The sequence below is a fragment of the Ensifer sp. ENS06 genome (assembly GCF_014852205.1).
GTDB lineage: Bacteria > Pseudomonadota > Alphaproteobacteria > Rhizobiales > Rhizobiaceae > Ensifer > Ensifer adhaerens.
Genome location: NZ_JACVBC010000001.1, coordinates 1,130,172 through 1,144,704 on the forward strand (window position 1 = coordinate 1,130,172; position 14,533 = coordinate 1,144,704).

At 62.1% G+C, this 14,533-nt stretch carries 15 protein-coding genes; 7 read left to right on the top strand and 8 right to left on the bottom strand.

All coding sequences use genetic code 11. From position 1 onward, the window contains the following. Window positions 1–63 precede the first annotated feature (63 nt). Entirely contained in the window at window positions 64–1,725 is a 1,662-nt protein-coding gene (locus IB279_RS05605; RefSeq protein WP_192339123.1) for an electron transfer flavoprotein-ubiquinone oxidoreductase, read from the top strand. Window positions 1,726–1,806: 81 nt separating this feature from the next. Here the strand turns inward: IB279_RS05605 and IB279_RS05610 are convergent, their stop codons facing one another. Next, on the bottom strand, window positions 1,807–2,712 hold the full coding sequence (locus tag IB279_RS05610) for an alpha/beta fold hydrolase (protein WP_113189605.1): 906 nt from the start codon (window positions 2,710–2,712) through the stop codon (window positions 1,807–1,809). A gap of 91 nt (window positions 2,713–2,803) precedes the next feature. On the opposite strand from IB279_RS05610, the gene IB279_RS05615 reads away from it, so the two are divergent. The 3 genes from IB279_RS05615 to IB279_RS05625 all read left to right on the top strand — a co-directional run bounded on the left by IB279_RS05615 (window position 2,804) and on the right by IB279_RS05625 (window position 5,606). Further along, window positions 2,804–3,376: an ABATE domain-containing protein gene (locus IB279_RS05615; protein ID WP_113189604.1), complete on the top strand. Its 573-nt coding sequence runs from the start codon at window positions 2,804–2,806 to the stop codon at window positions 3,374–3,376. Window positions 3,377–3,607: 231 nt separating this feature from the next. Then, complete coding sequence (locus IB279_RS05620; RefSeq protein WP_034804335.1) at window positions 3,608–4,606, top strand: ABC transporter substrate-binding protein; 999 nt, start codon at window positions 3,608–3,610, stop codon at window positions 4,604–4,606. A gap of 112 nt (window positions 4,607–4,718) precedes the next feature. Continuing rightward, window positions 4,719–5,606, top strand: coding sequence for a proline/glycine betaine ABC transporter permease (locus tag IB279_RS05625; protein ID WP_060522087.1), 888 nt, complete (start codon window positions 4,719–4,721; stop codon window positions 5,604–5,606). Window positions 5,607–5,679: 73 nt separating this feature from the next. On the opposite strand, the gene IB279_RS05630 is transcribed toward IB279_RS05625, so the two are convergent. Then, complete coding sequence (locus IB279_RS05630) at window positions 5,680–6,588, bottom strand: DMT family transporter (RefSeq protein ID WP_113189673.1); 909 nt, start codon at window positions 6,586–6,588, stop codon at window positions 5,680–5,682. Between the two features lie 152 nt (window positions 6,589–6,740). Here IB279_RS05630 and IB279_RS05635 point away from each other — a divergent pair, with 152 nt between their 5' ends. Both IB279_RS05635 and IB279_RS05640 read left to right on the top strand, forming a co-directional pair. Then, a complete protein-coding gene (locus tag IB279_RS05635; RefSeq protein WP_113189672.1) occupies window positions 6,741–7,214 on the top strand; it encodes an Lrp/AsnC family transcriptional regulator in 474 nt (157 codons plus the stop codon). Between the two features lie 167 nt (window positions 7,215–7,381). Next, window positions 7,382–8,305: a diacylglycerol kinase family protein gene (locus IB279_RS05640; RefSeq protein WP_113189671.1), complete on the top strand. Its 924-nt coding sequence runs from the start codon at window positions 7,382–7,384 to the stop codon at window positions 8,303–8,305. On the opposite strand, the gene IB279_RS05645 is transcribed toward IB279_RS05640, so the two are convergent. Further along, window positions 8,242–9,771, bottom strand: a complete 1,530-nt coding sequence (locus IB279_RS05645; RefSeq protein ID WP_112975752.1) for a glycosyltransferase family 39 protein — start codon at window positions 9,769–9,771, stop codon at window positions 8,242–8,244. The two genes, IB279_RS05640 and IB279_RS05645, sit on opposite strands and share 64 nt — an antisense overlap. Then, window positions 9,764–10,741 carry a glycosyltransferase family 2 protein gene (locus IB279_RS05650; protein WP_034804195.1) on the bottom strand — a complete coding sequence of 326 codons (978 nt, stop codon included), beginning with the start codon at window positions 10,739–10,741 and terminating at the stop codon, window positions 9,764–9,766. The genes IB279_RS05645 and IB279_RS05650 overlap by 8 nt, the downstream gene beginning before the upstream one ends. A gap of 130 nt (window positions 10,742–10,871) precedes the next feature. Between IB279_RS05650 and IB279_RS05655 the strand changes: the two genes are divergently transcribed. After that, entirely contained in the window at window positions 10,872–11,825 is a 954-nt protein-coding gene (locus IB279_RS05655; RefSeq protein WP_113189670.1) for a lysylphosphatidylglycerol synthase domain-containing protein, read from the top strand. 42 nt (window positions 11,826–11,867) lie between these two features. Here the strand turns inward: IB279_RS05655 and IB279_RS05660 are convergent, their stop codons facing one another. The 4 genes from IB279_RS05660 to IB279_RS05675 form a co-directional block, all read right to left on the bottom strand. Then, window positions 11,868–13,370 (bottom strand): AMP nucleosidase, encoded by a 1,503-nt coding sequence (locus IB279_RS05660; RefSeq protein ID WP_034804189.1) that lies wholly within the window; start codon window positions 13,368–13,370, stop codon window positions 11,868–11,870. 83 nt (window positions 13,371–13,453) lie between these two features. Further along, window positions 13,454–13,774: a YnfA family protein gene (locus IB279_RS05665; protein WP_034804329.1), complete on the bottom strand. Its 321-nt coding sequence runs from the start codon at window positions 13,772–13,774 to the stop codon at window positions 13,454–13,456. 145 nt (window positions 13,775–13,919) lie between these two features. Next, window positions 13,920–14,096 (bottom strand): hypothetical protein, encoded by a 177-nt coding sequence (locus IB279_RS05670; protein WP_162251053.1) that lies wholly within the window; start codon window positions 14,094–14,096, stop codon window positions 13,920–13,922. A gap of 72 nt (window positions 14,097–14,168) precedes the next feature. Next, the gene (locus IB279_RS05675) at window positions 14,169–14,342 is read right to left on the bottom strand and encodes a hypothetical protein (protein WP_034804185.1); all 174 of its coding nucleotides are present in this window, start codon (window positions 14,340–14,342) and stop codon (window positions 14,169–14,171) included. Window positions 14,343–14,533: the final 191 nt, after the last annotated feature.

Here is a 14,533-nt window from a genome sequence, read left to right on the forward strand (position 1 = left end):
ATGACGGAATGATATGCCCTGGGAACGGAGCCGGCAGAAGACCGGTGAGACTGGAGAGACGGTATGACCGAACAAGACCTGCCCGAACGCGAGAGCATGGAGTTCGACGTTGTGATCGTGGGTGCGGGGCCGGCCGGTCTTGCCGCGGCGATCCGGCTGAAGCAGGTCAATCCGGAGCTTTCGGTCGTCGTCTTGGAAAAGGGCGCCGAAGTCGGTGCGCATATCCTGTCGGGTGCCGTCGTCGATCCCATCGGCATCGACCGGCTGCTGCCGGACTGGCGCGCCGACGCCGACCATCCGTTCAAGACCGAGGTGACGGACGATCATTTCCTGTTCTTAGGACCCGCCGGCTCGATCCGCCTGCCGAACTTCCTGATGCCGCCGCTGATGAACAATCACGGCAACTACATCGTATCGCTTGGGCTCGTCTGTCGCTGGCTGGCGACAAAGGCGGAGGAACTCGGCGTCGAGATCTATCCCGGCTTTGCCGCAACCGAAGTGCTCTACAACGACGAGGGTGCGGTCATCGGGGTTGCCACCGGCGACATGGGTATCGAGCGCAACGGCGAGCCGGGCCCGAACTTCGCCCGCGGCATGGCGCTGCTCGGCAAATACACGCTGATCGGCGAGGGCGTGCGCGGTTCGCTCGCCAAGCAGCTGATCGCCAAGTTCGATCTCTCCAGGGACAGCGACGTCCAGAAGTTCGGCATTGGTCTGAAGGAACTCTGGCAGGTCAAGCCCGAGAACCATCGCCCGGGTCTGGTACAGCACTCCTTCGGCTGGCCGCTCGGCATGAAGACCGGTGGCGGCTCGTTCCTCTATCATCTCGAAGACAACATGGTCGCCGTCGGCTTCGTCGTGCACCTCAATTACAAGAACCCCTATCTCTTCCCCTTCGAGGAGTTCCAGCGCTTCAAGACGCATCCGGCGATCCGCGGCACGTTCGAGGGCGGCAAGCGTCTGTCCTATGGCGCCCGTGCGATCACCGAGGGCGGTTACCAGTCGGTACCGAAGTTGTCCTTCCCCGGTGGTGCGCTGATCGGCTGTTCGGCCGGTCTCGTCAACGTGCCGCGCATCAAGGGCAGCCACAATGCGGTACTTTCAGGCATTCTAGCGGCCGAGAAGCTGGCAGCGGCGATCGCCAGTGGCCGCGCCAATGACGAGCCGATCGAGATCGAACGCGGCTGGCGTGACAGCGCCATCGGCCAGGACCTGAAGCGGGTGAGAAACGTCAAGCCGCTGTGGTCGAAGTTCGGCACGGCGATCGGCGTTGGGCTCGGCGGTCTCGACATGTGGACCAACCAGCTGTTCGGCTTCTCCTTCTTCGGCACGCTGAAGCACGGAAAGACCGATGCGCAGTCGCTCGAACCCGCAGCGCAGCACAAGAAGATCGACTATCCAAAGCCGGATGGGGTTCTGACCTTCGACCGGCTGTCCTCGGTGTTCCTGTCGAACACCAACCATGAGGAGGACCAGCCGGTTCATCTCAAGGTGAAGGACATGGATCTGCAGAAGCGCTCCGAGCATGACATCTATGCCGGTCCGTCGACGCGCTACTGTCCGGCCGGGGTCTACGAATGGGTGGAGAAGGACGGCAAGGACGTCTTCGTCATCAACGCCCAGAACTGCGTGCACTGCAAGACCTGCGACATCAAGGACCCGAACCAGAACATCAACTGGGTGCCGCCCCAAGGCGGCGAAGGCCCGGTCTATCCGAACATGTGAGTTCGGGAGGCGGTCTTAGATCCGCGGCCATTGAGGTTTACAAAGGCGCCGGCGGCCATTGGCCACGGCGCCTTTGTCGTTTCATGCCTTCGCCCAGATGCGATCAACGAAATCGGCAATCAGCGGTGCGATCTCCGGCAGGTTTTCTTCCAGCGCGAAGTGGCCGGTATCGAACAGGTGGAGCTCGGCCTCAGAAAGGTCGGTGAGGAAGGCGCGAGCGCCCTTCTCTGTGAAGAAGGGATCGTTACGGCCCCAGGTGATCAGGGTCGGCGGCCGTTCGCGGCGCAGCCACTCTTGCCATTCGCCGTAGCGGGCAAGGTTGCTCTTGTAGTCGAAGGCAAGATCGATCTGCGGCTGGCGGCGATCCGGGCGATCGAGGAAGTGCTGATCCATGGTCCAGCCGTCAGGTGCGACCAGGTCCGGATCCTTCGTCCCGCCGACATATTGCGCACGGGTCATCTCCAAGGTCAGCAACTGCCGCACCTGCTCTTCAGCGCCTTCGTCCTCGGATTTGAGCGCAATGAAGTCGCGGGCAATGTCGGAAAGCCCCTCCAGATAGGCATTGCCGTTCTGGACGATCAGCCCGGCAATGCGCTCGGGCTTTCTGCTTGCAAGACGAAACCCGACGGGCGCGCCGAAATCGAAGGCGTAGAGGACGAAGCGTTTCAGCGCGAGCGCATCCACGAACGCTTCCATGACATCCGCCAGCTTGTCGAAACTGTAGACGAAACTGCCGCCTTCGTTCGTCGAGGTCGGCGCGTCGCTATGCCCGAAGCCCGGATAGTCAGGCGCGATCAGACGGTAGTCGCTGCCAAGCGCGTCCATTAGCCGCCGGTACTGGTGGGAAGACGAGGGGAAGCCGTGCAGAAGCAGGATTGTCGGGAAATCGGCCGGCGCTCCGGTCGGCACGCTCTCGCGGTAGAAGACGCGGACGCCTCCGGCCTCGATGAACCGGTGGCGGATCGATGGAATGCTATGCCTGCTCATTTAACACTCCTATTGGTAATATTTATGCATTAGAATTGCGCCAGAAAGCCTAATGCGTCAATATCGAAATTATGCATTATGTGAGGCCTGCATGGATCTGGTTCCTTTCGTCGGAGAGCCCCTTGCTCTCGATCTCGTCAACACTCGCCCTTTGACCGCGAGCGGCCGTGTCGATCTCTTCGCGGCCGATGGCGGGCTCGCGCATTGGCTGGCGTTGGAGGGGCCTCGCATGTCGGATGTCGCGTTTGCCAGCATCGGTGCGGCCGACGCCGACGATCTCGCGCCAGTCCTTGCCGTCCGCTCGCATGTGGCGTCGGCCATCGCACATGTGATGGACAGGCAACCTGTTCCGGCCGCGGATATCGAGGGCCTTAACGCGGCAATGGAGGCAGCACCGGTCGTCCGCCGTCTCGATTGGACCGATCCGCCGCGGCTCGTCAGCGAAAGAACGGCGGAGCCCATGGTCCAGCTAGCCGGTTTCCTCGCCGAGGACGCTGCGGCGTTGCTTGCCGGCGGCGACGCCAGGCTCATCCGCAAATGCGAGGCGGAGGATTGTGTGATGCTGTTCGTCGGCAGCAATGCCCGGCGGCGTTGGTGCTCGGCGGCGCGCTGCGGAAACCGGGTGCGCGTGTCGCGCTATTACCAGCGCTGCAAAACGTCCTGACGACCACTTCAACGATGCGCAAATATTAGGAAAGGCACCCGTTGACGCAAATGGGAAAGTCCTTGCCGGAAAAGCCCGTTAGCTTTCATGATGTCATCGGCTTGAAGCCGACGGATCTGCAGGCCGTTCGGTCCCTGTTGTCTTGAGTTGGACCGAGCCCTGTGACGCTGTCGATCCCCGCGGTGAGATCGGCAGTGCGACGGGATGCACCGCCAAAACAAGGGAACGGAAATGAAGAAGCTTCTTGCAACGACTTGCCTGGCCGCGGGCCTCTTTGGCCTCGCCGGCGCAGCTTCGGCCGCCGAATGCGGCGACGTCACGATCGCCAACATGAACTGGCAGAGCGCCGAGGTGCTGGCGAGTGTCGACAAGATCATCCTGACGGAAGGCTACGGCTGCAATGCCGAATTGGTGGTCGGAGACACCGTGCCGACGATCACCTCGATGATCGAAAAGGGCCAGCCGGATGTCGCACCCGAAGGCTGGGTCGACCTGCTTCCGGATGTCGTCAATCGCGGCCTCGAGGAGGGCAAGCTCGTCGGCGCCGCCGTGGCGCTCTCCGATGGCGCCGTCCAGGGCTGGTGGGTGCCGAAATACATCGTCGATGCCAATCCCGACATCAAGACGATCGATGACGCCTTGAAGCACAAGGAACTGTTTCCGGATCCGGAAGACGCAAGCAAGGGCGCCGTCTTCAACGGCCCGCAGGGCTGGGGCGGCACGGTCGTGACGACGCAGCTTTATAAAGCCTATGGCGGCGAAACGGCTGGCTTCACGCTGGTCGATACCGGTTCGGCCGCCGGCCTCGATGGCTCGATCGCCAAGGCCTATGAGCGCAAGCAGGGCTGGGTCGGCTACTACTGGGCGCCGACGGCCCTTCTCGGCAAGTACGAGATGGTGAAGCTCGAGCATGGTGTGGCCGCCGATCCGGCCGAATGGAAGCGCTGCAACACGGTTGCCGATTGCCCGGATCCCAAGAAGAACGACTGGCCGAAGGACAAGGTCCAGACGCTGGTGACCAAGGCCTTCGCCGATCGCGCCGGCCCGGCTATGGATTACCTCAACAAGCGCGCCTGGACCAACGACACGGTCAACAAGCTGATGGCCTGGATGACCGACAATCAGGCGAGCGGGGAGGAGGGCGCCAAGCACTTCCTGCAGGAAAACCCCGATATCTGGACCCCGTGGGTTTCGCCCGAGGTCGCCGAAAAGGTGAAGGCCGCGCTCTGATCGCGATGGTCATAACCAGCGGGCGGCGCAGTCATGTGCGCCGCCTCTTCGTTCTAGGTCCGGCAAAGGCAAAACAACAATCGCGGCCGGCGAAATCTGAAGGGGAAATGGAATGGACTGGTTGACCCAGTTTCCACACATGGATGACGAGAGCCTGAGAGCCTTGAAAAAGGCGATCGACGAGGGATTTCGCGGCTTCACGCGCGCCTATGGCGACGCGATCGAAGGCTTCTTCGAGCCCTTGCAGTTCTTTCTCATCCAGTCGGAGCGCTTCATGACGAAGACGCCCTGGCCAATCATCCTGATCTTGATCGCTTTCATCGCCTGGGTGGCAAGCCGCAACTGGAAGATCGTCGCCGGCTGCATCGGCACGCTGCTGTTGATCGGCTACTTCGACATGTGGGACGACACGATGAAGACGGTCTCGATGATCTTCGTCTGTACCGTGCTGTCGATTGCCATCGGCATTCCGATCGGCATCGTCATGTCCCGTTCGGACCGGTTCCAGAACATCGTCAATCCGATTCTCGACGTGATGCAGACGATGCCGAGCTTCGTCTATTTGATCCCGGTCGTGATGCTGCTTGGGATCGGCAAAGTGCCGGGGCTGATCGCCGTTGTCATCTACGCGATCCCGCCGATGATTCGCCTGACGAACCTTGGCATTCGCCTCGTCGACAAGGACGTGCTGGAGGCGGCCGATGCCTTCGGTTCGTCGGCGTGGCAGAAGCTCAAGAACGTCCAGATGCCGCTCGCCTTGCCGACGATCATGGCCGGCATCAACCAGACGATCATGATGGCGCTCGCCATGGTGGTCATCGCCTCGATGATCGGTGTTCAGGGCCTCGGCCAGCCGGTGCTGAAGGCGATTGCCAACCAGTACTTCACGCTTGGCATCTTCAACGGCCTTGCGATCGTCGGCATTGCCATCATCTTCGATCGCGTCAGCCAGGCCTACGGTCACCGGCTGCAAAAACACCGTGAAATCATTCACGGCTGAGCCTGTCGTCGAGACAGAAAAAGGCCCCGGAGCGAACACCTCCGGGGCCTTCCCATTTTAACGAGCTTTGCGTTCAGGGCCTGGACGAAAGAATGCCGGTCGAAAGCGCGACGCCGGTAGCGGTGACGACCGCGGCGAGGATCTCGAAGGGGCCGATCTGCTCGCCGAGCAGGACGGCGCCGCCGACCATCGCGAGAACCGGTGTCAGCGCCGTGAAGGCGGCCGCCTGGGTACCGCCAAGGCTCTTCACGGCAAAGCCGTAGGCTACCATGGCGACGAGGCCGGACAGGATGCCCTGGCTGGTGACCTGCAAGGCGATCTCCTGGACCGGAACGCTGGCAAGGGTGGTTCCAAAGCAGGCGGCAAGTCCGAGATGGATCAGGAACGACCAGATGGCGATCAGGGCGCTTCCCTGCAGCGGGCTGAGGCCGGAGCGGCGGAAGGCATGGGTATAGATCGCCCAGAGGGTCGCCGCAGTCGGCAGCAGCGCATAGCCGCTCCAGCCGGTCGAGGCCGCACTTCCGAGGCTTCGCGTCAGGAGGATGGCGACGCCGGCAAGGATTGCGGCAAAGCCGAGCACGCGCATCCGGTCCGGCCGCTCGCCGAAGACCGTGATGCCGATGAGCGCGGTGGCAAGCGGCATCGAGCCACCGAGGAGAACGCCGACCGAGGAAGCTGGAACGGAGTGGATCGCAAAGGCGGAGACCTGGAAGAACAGGGCGCCCGAACCGGCGACCATCAGGACGAGCAACAGCAGCGGCAGCTTGCGCGGCAGAAGCCCGGTCTTCAGCCAGACCGGGGCAAGAAGGATCGCCGGCACGCCGTAGCGGATCAGCCCGAGGTCGATCGTGCCAAGCGCGGTGCCGGCCGAGTGGCGGGTCGCCAGTATCCAGCCCGCCCAGATGAGGACGGTTACGAAGGCGCCGGCATAGCCGGCGGCGACAGGCGTCGTATTGCCGCGATCGAGAGCGAGCGCAACCATTTGAATTTCCTTCCCGAATTGGATACCTGAGAGGCTTTTGGGTCTGGAAGGAAGATTACGCCCTGATAGCGGGGCATGTCCTTGCGATTTGTGCCCGAAATGGACTATGTTCAGCAACAATGTGCCAATAATAACAACTGAAGTTCATAAAAATGCCAAGCCTCGATAAATTCGATCTCGCCATCCTTAGAATCCTTCAGGAGGACGCGCGCGCAACGAACGTCGAGATTGCCGAAAAGGTCAATCTTTCGCCGTCGCCCTGCCTGCGGCGCATCCGCAACCTGGAAAAATCCGGCATCCTGCGCGGCTACAGGGCCGACATCGATCGTAAGGAAGCCGGTCTCGGGCTGACGGTCTTCGTCGAAATCAAGGTTGGGCGCCATAGCCGCGAGAGCGCACAGCAGCAGCAGGAGGCGCTGCTCGCCATCCCCGAGGTGGTCTCCTGCTTCCTGATCTCCGGCAATGCCGATTTCCTCGCCGAGGTCGTCGTCGAGGATCTGCCTGCCTACGAAAAACTCTTGACCGAGACGCTGTTGGCCTTGCCCGGCGTCACCGACATCCGGTCCAATTTCGCCATCCGCTCGATCAAGACAGGCGGGCCGCTGAAGTTGCCCGAACCGCGCTGATCGCTGCATTGCTGTGACACTCGGCTTCTGTTGTGCTGGTCGTGATGGAGCGGACGAACGACCGGCGCTCCCGTTAAGTTTCGGTAAGGTTCTGGAATTGGCCGCAATCGCGCTTATCTGATCGCGGTGAGCCGCATTGCCGCGGCAATGGAGCCGATGACCCGTTCATGAAAATCAAGGCAATCTTCAATCGCGACGGCGGCACGTTCCGCACGACAGACATGGCCGCCTATGGCCAGAAGGTCGAAGACGTCTTCCAGGCCGCAGGCCACCAGATCGAGATTGCAGCGGTTTCCGGAAACGAGATGCAAGAGGCGTTGGAGCGGACCTGCCGTCGCGACGACCTCGACGCCATTCTTGCCGGCGGAGGTGACGGCACGATTTCGGCCGCCGCCGGCGTCGCCTGGAAGAACCGCATGCCGCTCGGCGTCGTTCCCGCCGGAACGATGAATCTTTTTGCCCGCACGCTGAAGCTGCCGCTCGATATCTGGAAAGTGCCGGAAGTGCTGGCGAATGGCGTGATCATCGACGGTGACATCGGCAGCGCCAATGGCCGTGCGTTCGTGCATCAATTCTCCATGGGGCTGCATGCGCGCATGGTGCGCTACCGCGAATCCTACAGCTTTCGCTCAAGAGCGGGAAAGATCGCCGCCAGCACCCGCGCCGCAGTCGGAGTGATTCTCAATCCTCCGGATTTCGAGATCGAGTTCGATGTCGATGGTCACAAGGAGAGCCGTCATGTCTCGGCGGTCTCGGTTTCCAACAATCCGTTCGGCCGCGACACGCTGATGTATGCGGACGACGTGACCGCCGGCCATCTCGGCTTTTACACGGCGCCGCCGCTGAGCCCGCCGGGTGTCGCCAAGCTCGCGCTCGATGTAATGCGCGGCAAGTTTCGCGACAGTCCGCTGATTACCGCCATGAGCGGTCATGCCCTCGATCTGCATTTTCCGAAGGTCGAACGAAAGATCAACTGCGTCATCGACGGCGAACTTCTGCCCATGGGCCGCGACGTCGCGCTGCGCATTCACCCTGGCGAACTCAAGCTGCTCGTCGGCGCGGATCGCGACGGATCGTCGATCCAGAAGTAGCCGAAACTGTAGCGATCCTCGAGCGTGCCGTGGAGATAGGGCAGGGCGAGTTGCTGCGGCTGCAAGTGCGTTTCCGGCACGCCGAAGGATTTGAGGACATCGACGAGTGGCGCCGGTGGCGCTGCATCGGCCTTGCCGTCGTTGGTCCAGACAACGAGAAGCGGCCCGGCCAGCTGACCGATCGCCGGGCTGCTGTTGTTGCCGGGCACGTAGACCTTGGCCCCGTGCAGGCGCGTTCGCAGATTGCCGGCCACCTGCTTGTTGGTGGCCAGAACCATCGCCGGTTCGCGTCCCTGCTGCTGAACGATGGTGTCGACGAGGCTGCTGTAGGGGATGCTCAGTCTCGAAACCTTGCCGAACCAAGGCCGCACGACTGCGCGGGTAGACACCACGACCAGCGTGGTCACGATGACGAAGCCGATAAAGAGGGCGACGGGCCGGACGCTACGTGTGGTGTCAACGCCGGACGCCTCGACCTTGAGGGCCAGATAGAGCGGCAGCAGGACGAGGAAGAGAACCAGCCACTTTTCCCGCATATGGGTGGCGCCGGTGACCAGCATGATGACGAGAACGGCGCCGAGACAGAGGACCAGCATGCGCCCGACGACCCGAGCCCAGAGGCTGTCGGCGCGCCAGATCGCCGGCAGGTCCTTGCGAAACACGAGGGCGAAGACGACGAAGATGATCGCTGAGCCGCGAAGCGTCGAGGCAAAGAGCGCGACGATCGCCTTCAACGCCTTCGACACGAAACCGGCTTCCTGCCCCGTTCCCATTTCCTTGAAGGTATTGCTCGACGCGGCGCCGATATTTTGCAGGACCCAGGTGCCGTGCGGCAGGGCGATCAGCGCGCAGACGGCGAGTGCGACAAGGATGCGCCAGTCGAAGAGCCGGGCGCGAAGTTTCGGTTCGGGCAGGATCGCGACGATCGCCGCGACCGGAACGATCACGAAGTTGTACTTTGAAATGACGCCGATCCCGACGGCGACGCCTGTAAGAGCGTAGGCAAAGAAGGTCGGTCGGCTCATCGTCCGCAGGAATGCGTACAGGAAGAGCGAAACGGCAAATAGCGCGGCGACCGTGTGCGAGAGGTCGCGCTGGGCAAGCAGGAAGATCGGCGGCAGAGCGAGGACGCCCATTGTCGTGATGGCTGCAAGGCGCCGGTCGCCGAGAACCTCGCGGGATGCAAGGCCGAAGAAGAGACAACAGAGGAACAATAGGCCGTTCTTGAGTACGGTCATCGTCGCCACTGACGGGCCGAACAGCGAGGTCAGCCCGTATTGCAGCCAATTGTAGAAAGGCGGTTGCGAACCGTAGCCGAGCATCAGGAACTGCGAGACATAGGCCTGCTCGGATTCGTCGATCTCGAGCGAAGTCGAAGCGGAAAGCCTCAGTGCGATGCAAAGCAGGAAGTAGCCCGCAATCAGCGCAAGGATCAGGTTTGGCCGGCGGTTGACGGCCTCAAGCATCTGTCTGGTCCCGCACGAAGACCTGCCGGACGATATAGTTCGTCGTGCCGTCGTCGCTGAAATAGGTGCGCGCCATCATTTCCGCGAGAATGCCCGTGGTGATGAGCTGAACCGACGACAGGAACAACATCACGCCGACGATCAGCATCGGGCGGGTTCCGATATCGTTGCCGAGCACGAACTTGTCGAAGCCGAGATAGAGCAGGATCAGGGCGCTGAGCGCCCCCGTCGCAAGGCCGATCGAACCGAAGAAGTGTCCCGGGCGCGCCTTGTAGCGCATGAAGAACAGCACCGACAAAAGATCGAGAATCACCCGGAAGGTTCTGGAGATCCCGTACTTGGATTGGCCATGCTGCCGTGCGTGGTGGGTGACCGGCATTTCGCCGATGCGGCTGCTCGGCACGACGCCTGCGACCCAGGCGGGGATGAAGCGATGCATTTCGCCCATCAGCTTCACCTGCTTGATGACGGACGCGCGATAGACCTTCAGGCTGCAGCCATAGTCGTGAAGCCGGACGCCGGTGATCTTGCCGATCAGGCGATTGGCGCACCAGGACGGGATTTTCCGAAGGAGCAGGCCATCCTGCCGGTTCTTTCGCCAGCCGACGAGCAGGTCGAGCTGACGCTCCTCGATGGCCGTGACCATCTCGGGAATATCGGCCGGGTCGTTCTGCAGGTCGCCGTCGAGCGTGGCGATCAGGCGGCCGGTGGCGGCATCGATGCCCGCCTGCATCGCGGCCGTCTGTCCGAAGTTCTTTTGCAGTTCAACGATCTTGAGGTCGATGCCGGGATCGGAAAGGGCCTTTCTTGCATTCACAAGCGTTCGATCGGTGCTGCCGTCGTCGACGAGGATCAGTTCCCAAGGGGACGGAAAATTCGCCAGCGCATCGCGGACCCGCGTAATCAGCGGCTGAATGCTGTCTTCTTCGTTGAATACGGGAATGACGACGGATAGCTCTATGGGATGCATGGGAACCGCTCATACATACGGCGCTCACGCTGCCGCAAGAATTGGACTGCTTACATAATCGTTTTCTTGCACAGTTATCGGTGATAACCAACGTTCAATCTTGCCCTTCAACACGGGAAATCGAGGCCTGATGACATCGGATTGCGAGCCTGACCGGCGATCCTGGCTCGTCCGCAACCGGATGACATTGCTGTCGGCGGGCGCCATTGCGGCCTACGCGGCCTTCGTTGAGTGGTTCTGGGGCTGGTCGGCGCTCTTGCGCCAGTGGTCCGAAATCGGCGTTGGTGCCGCATCTGCGGCCCTCTTGCTGCTCATCGCGACTTACTTCATTCGCTGCTATCGCATCTACGATTACTTCCCGAGCGAAACGTCGGGGCGTTTCCTGCCGCTCTTTCGGGTCACCCAGGTCCACAATCTCCTGAACATCATGCTGCCGTTTCGGGCCGGCGAGACCAGCTTTCCTCTCCTGATGCGTTCGGAGTTTTCTGTCCCGCTCGCCAGGGGGACGGCCGCTCTTCTGGTCATGCGCCTGCTCGACCTGCATGCGCTCCTCGTCGTGGCCGTCGTCGGATTGGTCTTCGGCAGAGGGTCGATCGGGCTCTGGCTCGTCTGGTTTGCGGCGCTTGCCTCGCCGCTTCTCTTCTTTCTCTTGAAGGACCACGCAATCGCGCTGGCGCGCAGGCTCCTGCCGGCAAAGCTCGAGCCGGTCGTCGAGGACTTGGAGGCGGGTCTGCCGGGCACCGTGGCTGCGTTCCTGCGCGCCTGGGGCATGACCATCCTCAACTGGGCCGTCAAGGTAATCGTGCTCGCCTGGGTGCTGGCGTTCATGGGAGTTGCGCCGCTTGCGGCCTGTTTTGGCGGCGCGCTCGGAGGCGAGCTTTCTTCGGTGCTGCCGATGCATGCGCCGGCTGGCGTCGGCACCTATCCGGCAGCGATTGCGGCCGGTGCCGTTTCCTTCGGCGCCCCCGCCGGCCGGGCGGGCCTCGAACTGCTGGCGACCGCCGGCGTCAACGCGCATCTCCTGATCATCGTGTCCGCAGTCGCGGGCACGCTGTTGTCGATGGTTTTGGGGAAACGTCGCTAGAGCGCCGTGCCGTGGGGCAATGTCCTAGCGACGTTTTGACCTCTACTGGAACGAGGTCTCGTAGAAGCTTCTGAGCTTGCGCGAATGCAGCTTTTCCGGCGGCATCGCCGCGAGCTTCTGCAGCGCCAGGATGCCGATCTTCAGATGCTGGCTGACCTGCGTCTTGTAGAAGGCCGTTGCCATGCCCGGCAGCTTCAGTTCGCCATGCAGCGGCTTGTCGGAGACGCACAACAGCGTTCCATAGGGCACGCGGAAGCGGAAGCCGTTGGCGGCGATCGTTGCCGATTCCATGTCGAGCGCGATGGCGCGCGCCTGCGACAGGCGCTTGACCGGGCCGCGCTGGTCGCGAAGCTCCCAGTTGCGGTTGTCGATGGTGGCGACGGTCCCGGTGCGCATGATCTGCTTGAGATCGTAGTCCCGATAACCGGTCACTTCGGCCACGGCATCCTGCAGCGCCACCTGCACTTCGGCGAGCGCCGGCAGCGGGATCCAGACCGGCAGGTCGTCGTCGAGCACGTGATCCTCGCGCATATAGGCATGGGCAAGCACGTAGTCGCCGAGCCGCTGGCTGTTGCGCAAGCCGGCGCAGTGGCCGAGCATCAGCCAGACGTGCGGGCGCAACACGGCGATATGGTCGGTGATCGTCTTGGCGTTGGACGGGCCGACACCGATGTTGACCATGGTGATGCCGCCGTGGCCCTTCTTCTTCAGGTGATAGGCCGGCATCTGCGGCAACCGCGGAAGGGTAAAGTCCGTCTCCGGCTTGTCTGCCCCGGCGGGCGTAATGATGTTTCCGGGCTCGACGAAGGCCGTGTAGCCGTTGCCGCCTTCCGCCATCTGCTGGCGGGCCCAAGCGCAGAATTCGTCTATATAGAACTGGTAGTTGGTGAAGAGCACGAAGTTCTGGAAATGATTGGCGCTCGTCGCCGTGTAGTGGCTGAGGCGCGCCAGCGAATAGTCGATGCGCTGCGCCGTGAACGGCGCGAGCGGCGACGGTTCGCCCGGACCTGGCTCGTAGGAACCGTTGGCGATCTCATCGTCCGTGGTCGTCAGATCAGGCGCGTCGAACAGGTCGCGCAAGGGGATGTCGATGGCATTGGCGGCCGATGCCTCGACATAGGCGCTTTCGCCGAAGGCGAAATGCAAGGGGATCGGGGTGGCCGATTCCGAGACCGTGATGCCGAGACCGTGGTTGCGCGTCAACAACCCGAGCTGTTCCTTCAGATAGTGCCGGAAGAGTTTTGGCCGCGTGATCGTCGTCGTATAGACGCCGGGCGCGCTGACATAACCATAGGAAAGACGGGAATCGACATGGCCGAAGCTGCTCGTCTCGATGCTGACCTGCGGGTAGCAGGCGCGATAACGGGTCAACGGCTTGCCGCCCTTGCCCAGCCCCTCGAACGCCTCGCAGAGGAACCGGGTATTGCGCTCGTAAAGCGCCTCGAGGCAATCGACTGCGGCCGCAGGATCATCGAAATACTGCGGCTCGAAAGGCTCGGGCGTTGCTGTGGAAAGGACGGAGTGTGAAGAGATTCGCTTGTTCATGTCGCATTATAGGCTGCGGCTTCTGACAAGCAAACGACAAGATGGCGGCACGCACAACCGCGGGGCGATTTGAGGCCCGTTGCTCAACGCGGGCCGGCGAGGATGATCGCACTGCCGATCAGCGCAACCGTCATGCCGGCAAGATCCCAGCGGTCCGGTCTGACGCCTTCCGCCAGCCAGAGCCAGATGAGCGATGCGGCGATATAGACGCCGCCATAGGCCGCATAGGCGCGGCCGGCCGCGGGGCTGTCGATCAAGGTCAGCAGCCAGGCAAAGAGCGCCAGCGAGACGATTCCGGGAACAAGCCAGAGAGCAGACTTGTCGAGCTTCAGCCAGGCCCAGAAGGCAAAGCAGCCGGCAATTTCTGCAAGGGCGGCGAGGGCATAGATGAGATAGGCGGGCATCGGTTCGGGTCTGGTGGCCTTGGCTGAGACGAATCCTCTGGAAAACCAAGGATAGGAAAGCGGCTCGCTGATGCGCAAGCCGGCCAAAACAAAAGGGCGCAATGTGCGCCCCTTTCAACTCGTAGTTCCGATCCGCAACGATCCGTCAGGTCATGGCCTGGCGCTGCAGGGTGACGAAGAGGACAAGGCCCGCGCCCTGCTTGCCGATGCCCGTGCCGCTGGCCTTGGAATAGGCGAGCGCCCCGACCGGCGCCATCAGCAGGCTGGCGAGCGCCAGGACGCGCAGCGACAGAAAGGCCGAAGTCGAAAGTGCTGCCAGCATGTTCGTCTCCCCATCAGACCACGAAGTGATCGGCTTCAGTTGAGGCTCTGGAACTTAGCCTGCCTGGCTGCGTTAGAGCTTGGCCTGGCAGTACTGTGCCGTGTGGGCGGTGCAATCGGTCAGCGAACCGAGATAGGTGTTGCTGCGGCGACGTTCGGTGTCAGCGCTGACTGCAGCTGCAAGAGTGACAGCGAAAACGACCATCAGAAGGCTGATGATGGTGAGGCGCCGAGCGAGGATATCCATGGTTCTGTCCGTTGTTTGGAGGCAGGTTCAAATCGATTGAGTGTGTTTTCGCATACCCAAACTGAATTGATGCTGAGATGTCCGTTCATCTGGCGTTCATCTTCGGTTGAGCGGCGGCCGAGATGCACGGCGGTCGTGAAACGCCCTGATTGCCGGCGGGAGATCGGCTACGATGCAAAAAGGGCGGCCAT

What these genes read in the sequence shown, in the direction of transcription:
- IB279_RS05605 (WP_192339123.1), top strand. Translation starts at nt 64, where the DNA reads ATGACCGAACAAGACCTGCCCGAACGCGAGAGCATGGAGTTCGACGTT.
- IB279_RS05610 (WP_113189605.1), bottom strand. Translation starts at nt 2,712, where the DNA reads ATGAGCAGGCATAGCATTCCATCGATCCGCCACCGGTTCATCGAGGCC.
- IB279_RS05615 (WP_113189604.1), top strand. Translation starts at nt 2,804, where the DNA reads ATGGATCTGGTTCCTTTCGTCGGAGAGCCCCTTGCTCTCGATCTCGTC.
- IB279_RS05620 (WP_034804335.1), top strand. Translation starts at nt 3,608, where the DNA reads ATGAAGAAGCTTCTTGCAACGACTTGCCTGGCCGCGGGCCTCTTTGGC.
- IB279_RS05625 (WP_060522087.1), top strand. Translation starts at nt 4,719, where the DNA reads ATGGACTGGTTGACCCAGTTTCCACACATGGATGACGAGAGCCTGAGA.
- IB279_RS05630 (WP_113189673.1), bottom strand. Translation starts at nt 6,588, where the DNA reads ATGGTTGCGCTCGCTCTCGATCGCGGCAATACGACGCCTGTCGCCGCC.
- IB279_RS05635 (WP_113189672.1), top strand. Translation starts at nt 6,741, where the DNA reads ATGCCAAGCCTCGATAAATTCGATCTCGCCATCCTTAGAATCCTTCAG.
- IB279_RS05640 (WP_113189671.1), top strand. Translation starts at nt 7,382, where the DNA reads ATGAAAATCAAGGCAATCTTCAATCGCGACGGCGGCACGTTCCGCACG.
- IB279_RS05645 (WP_112975752.1), bottom strand. Translation starts at nt 9,771, where the DNA reads ATGCTTGAGGCCGTCAACCGCCGGCCAAACCTGATCCTTGCGCTGATT.
- IB279_RS05650 (WP_034804195.1), bottom strand. Translation starts at nt 10,741, where the DNA reads ATGCATCCCATAGAGCTATCCGTCGTCATTCCCGTATTCAACGAAGAA.
- IB279_RS05655 (WP_113189670.1), top strand. Translation starts at nt 10,872, where the DNA reads ATGACATCGGATTGCGAGCCTGACCGGCGATCCTGGCTCGTCCGCAAC.
- IB279_RS05660 (WP_034804189.1), bottom strand. Translation starts at nt 13,370, where the DNA reads ATGAACAAGCGAATCTCTTCACACTCCGTCCTTTCCACAGCAACGCCC.
- IB279_RS05665 (WP_034804329.1), bottom strand. Translation starts at nt 13,774, where the DNA reads ATGCCCGCCTATCTCATCTATGCCCTCGCCGCCCTTGCAGAAATTGCC.
- IB279_RS05670 (WP_162251053.1), bottom strand. Translation starts at nt 14,096, where the DNA reads ATGCTGGCAGCACTTTCGACTTCGGCCTTTCTGTCGCTGCGCGTCCTG.
- IB279_RS05675 (WP_034804185.1), bottom strand. Translation starts at nt 14,342, where the DNA reads ATGGATATCCTCGCTCGGCGCCTCACCATCATCAGCCTTCTGATGGTC.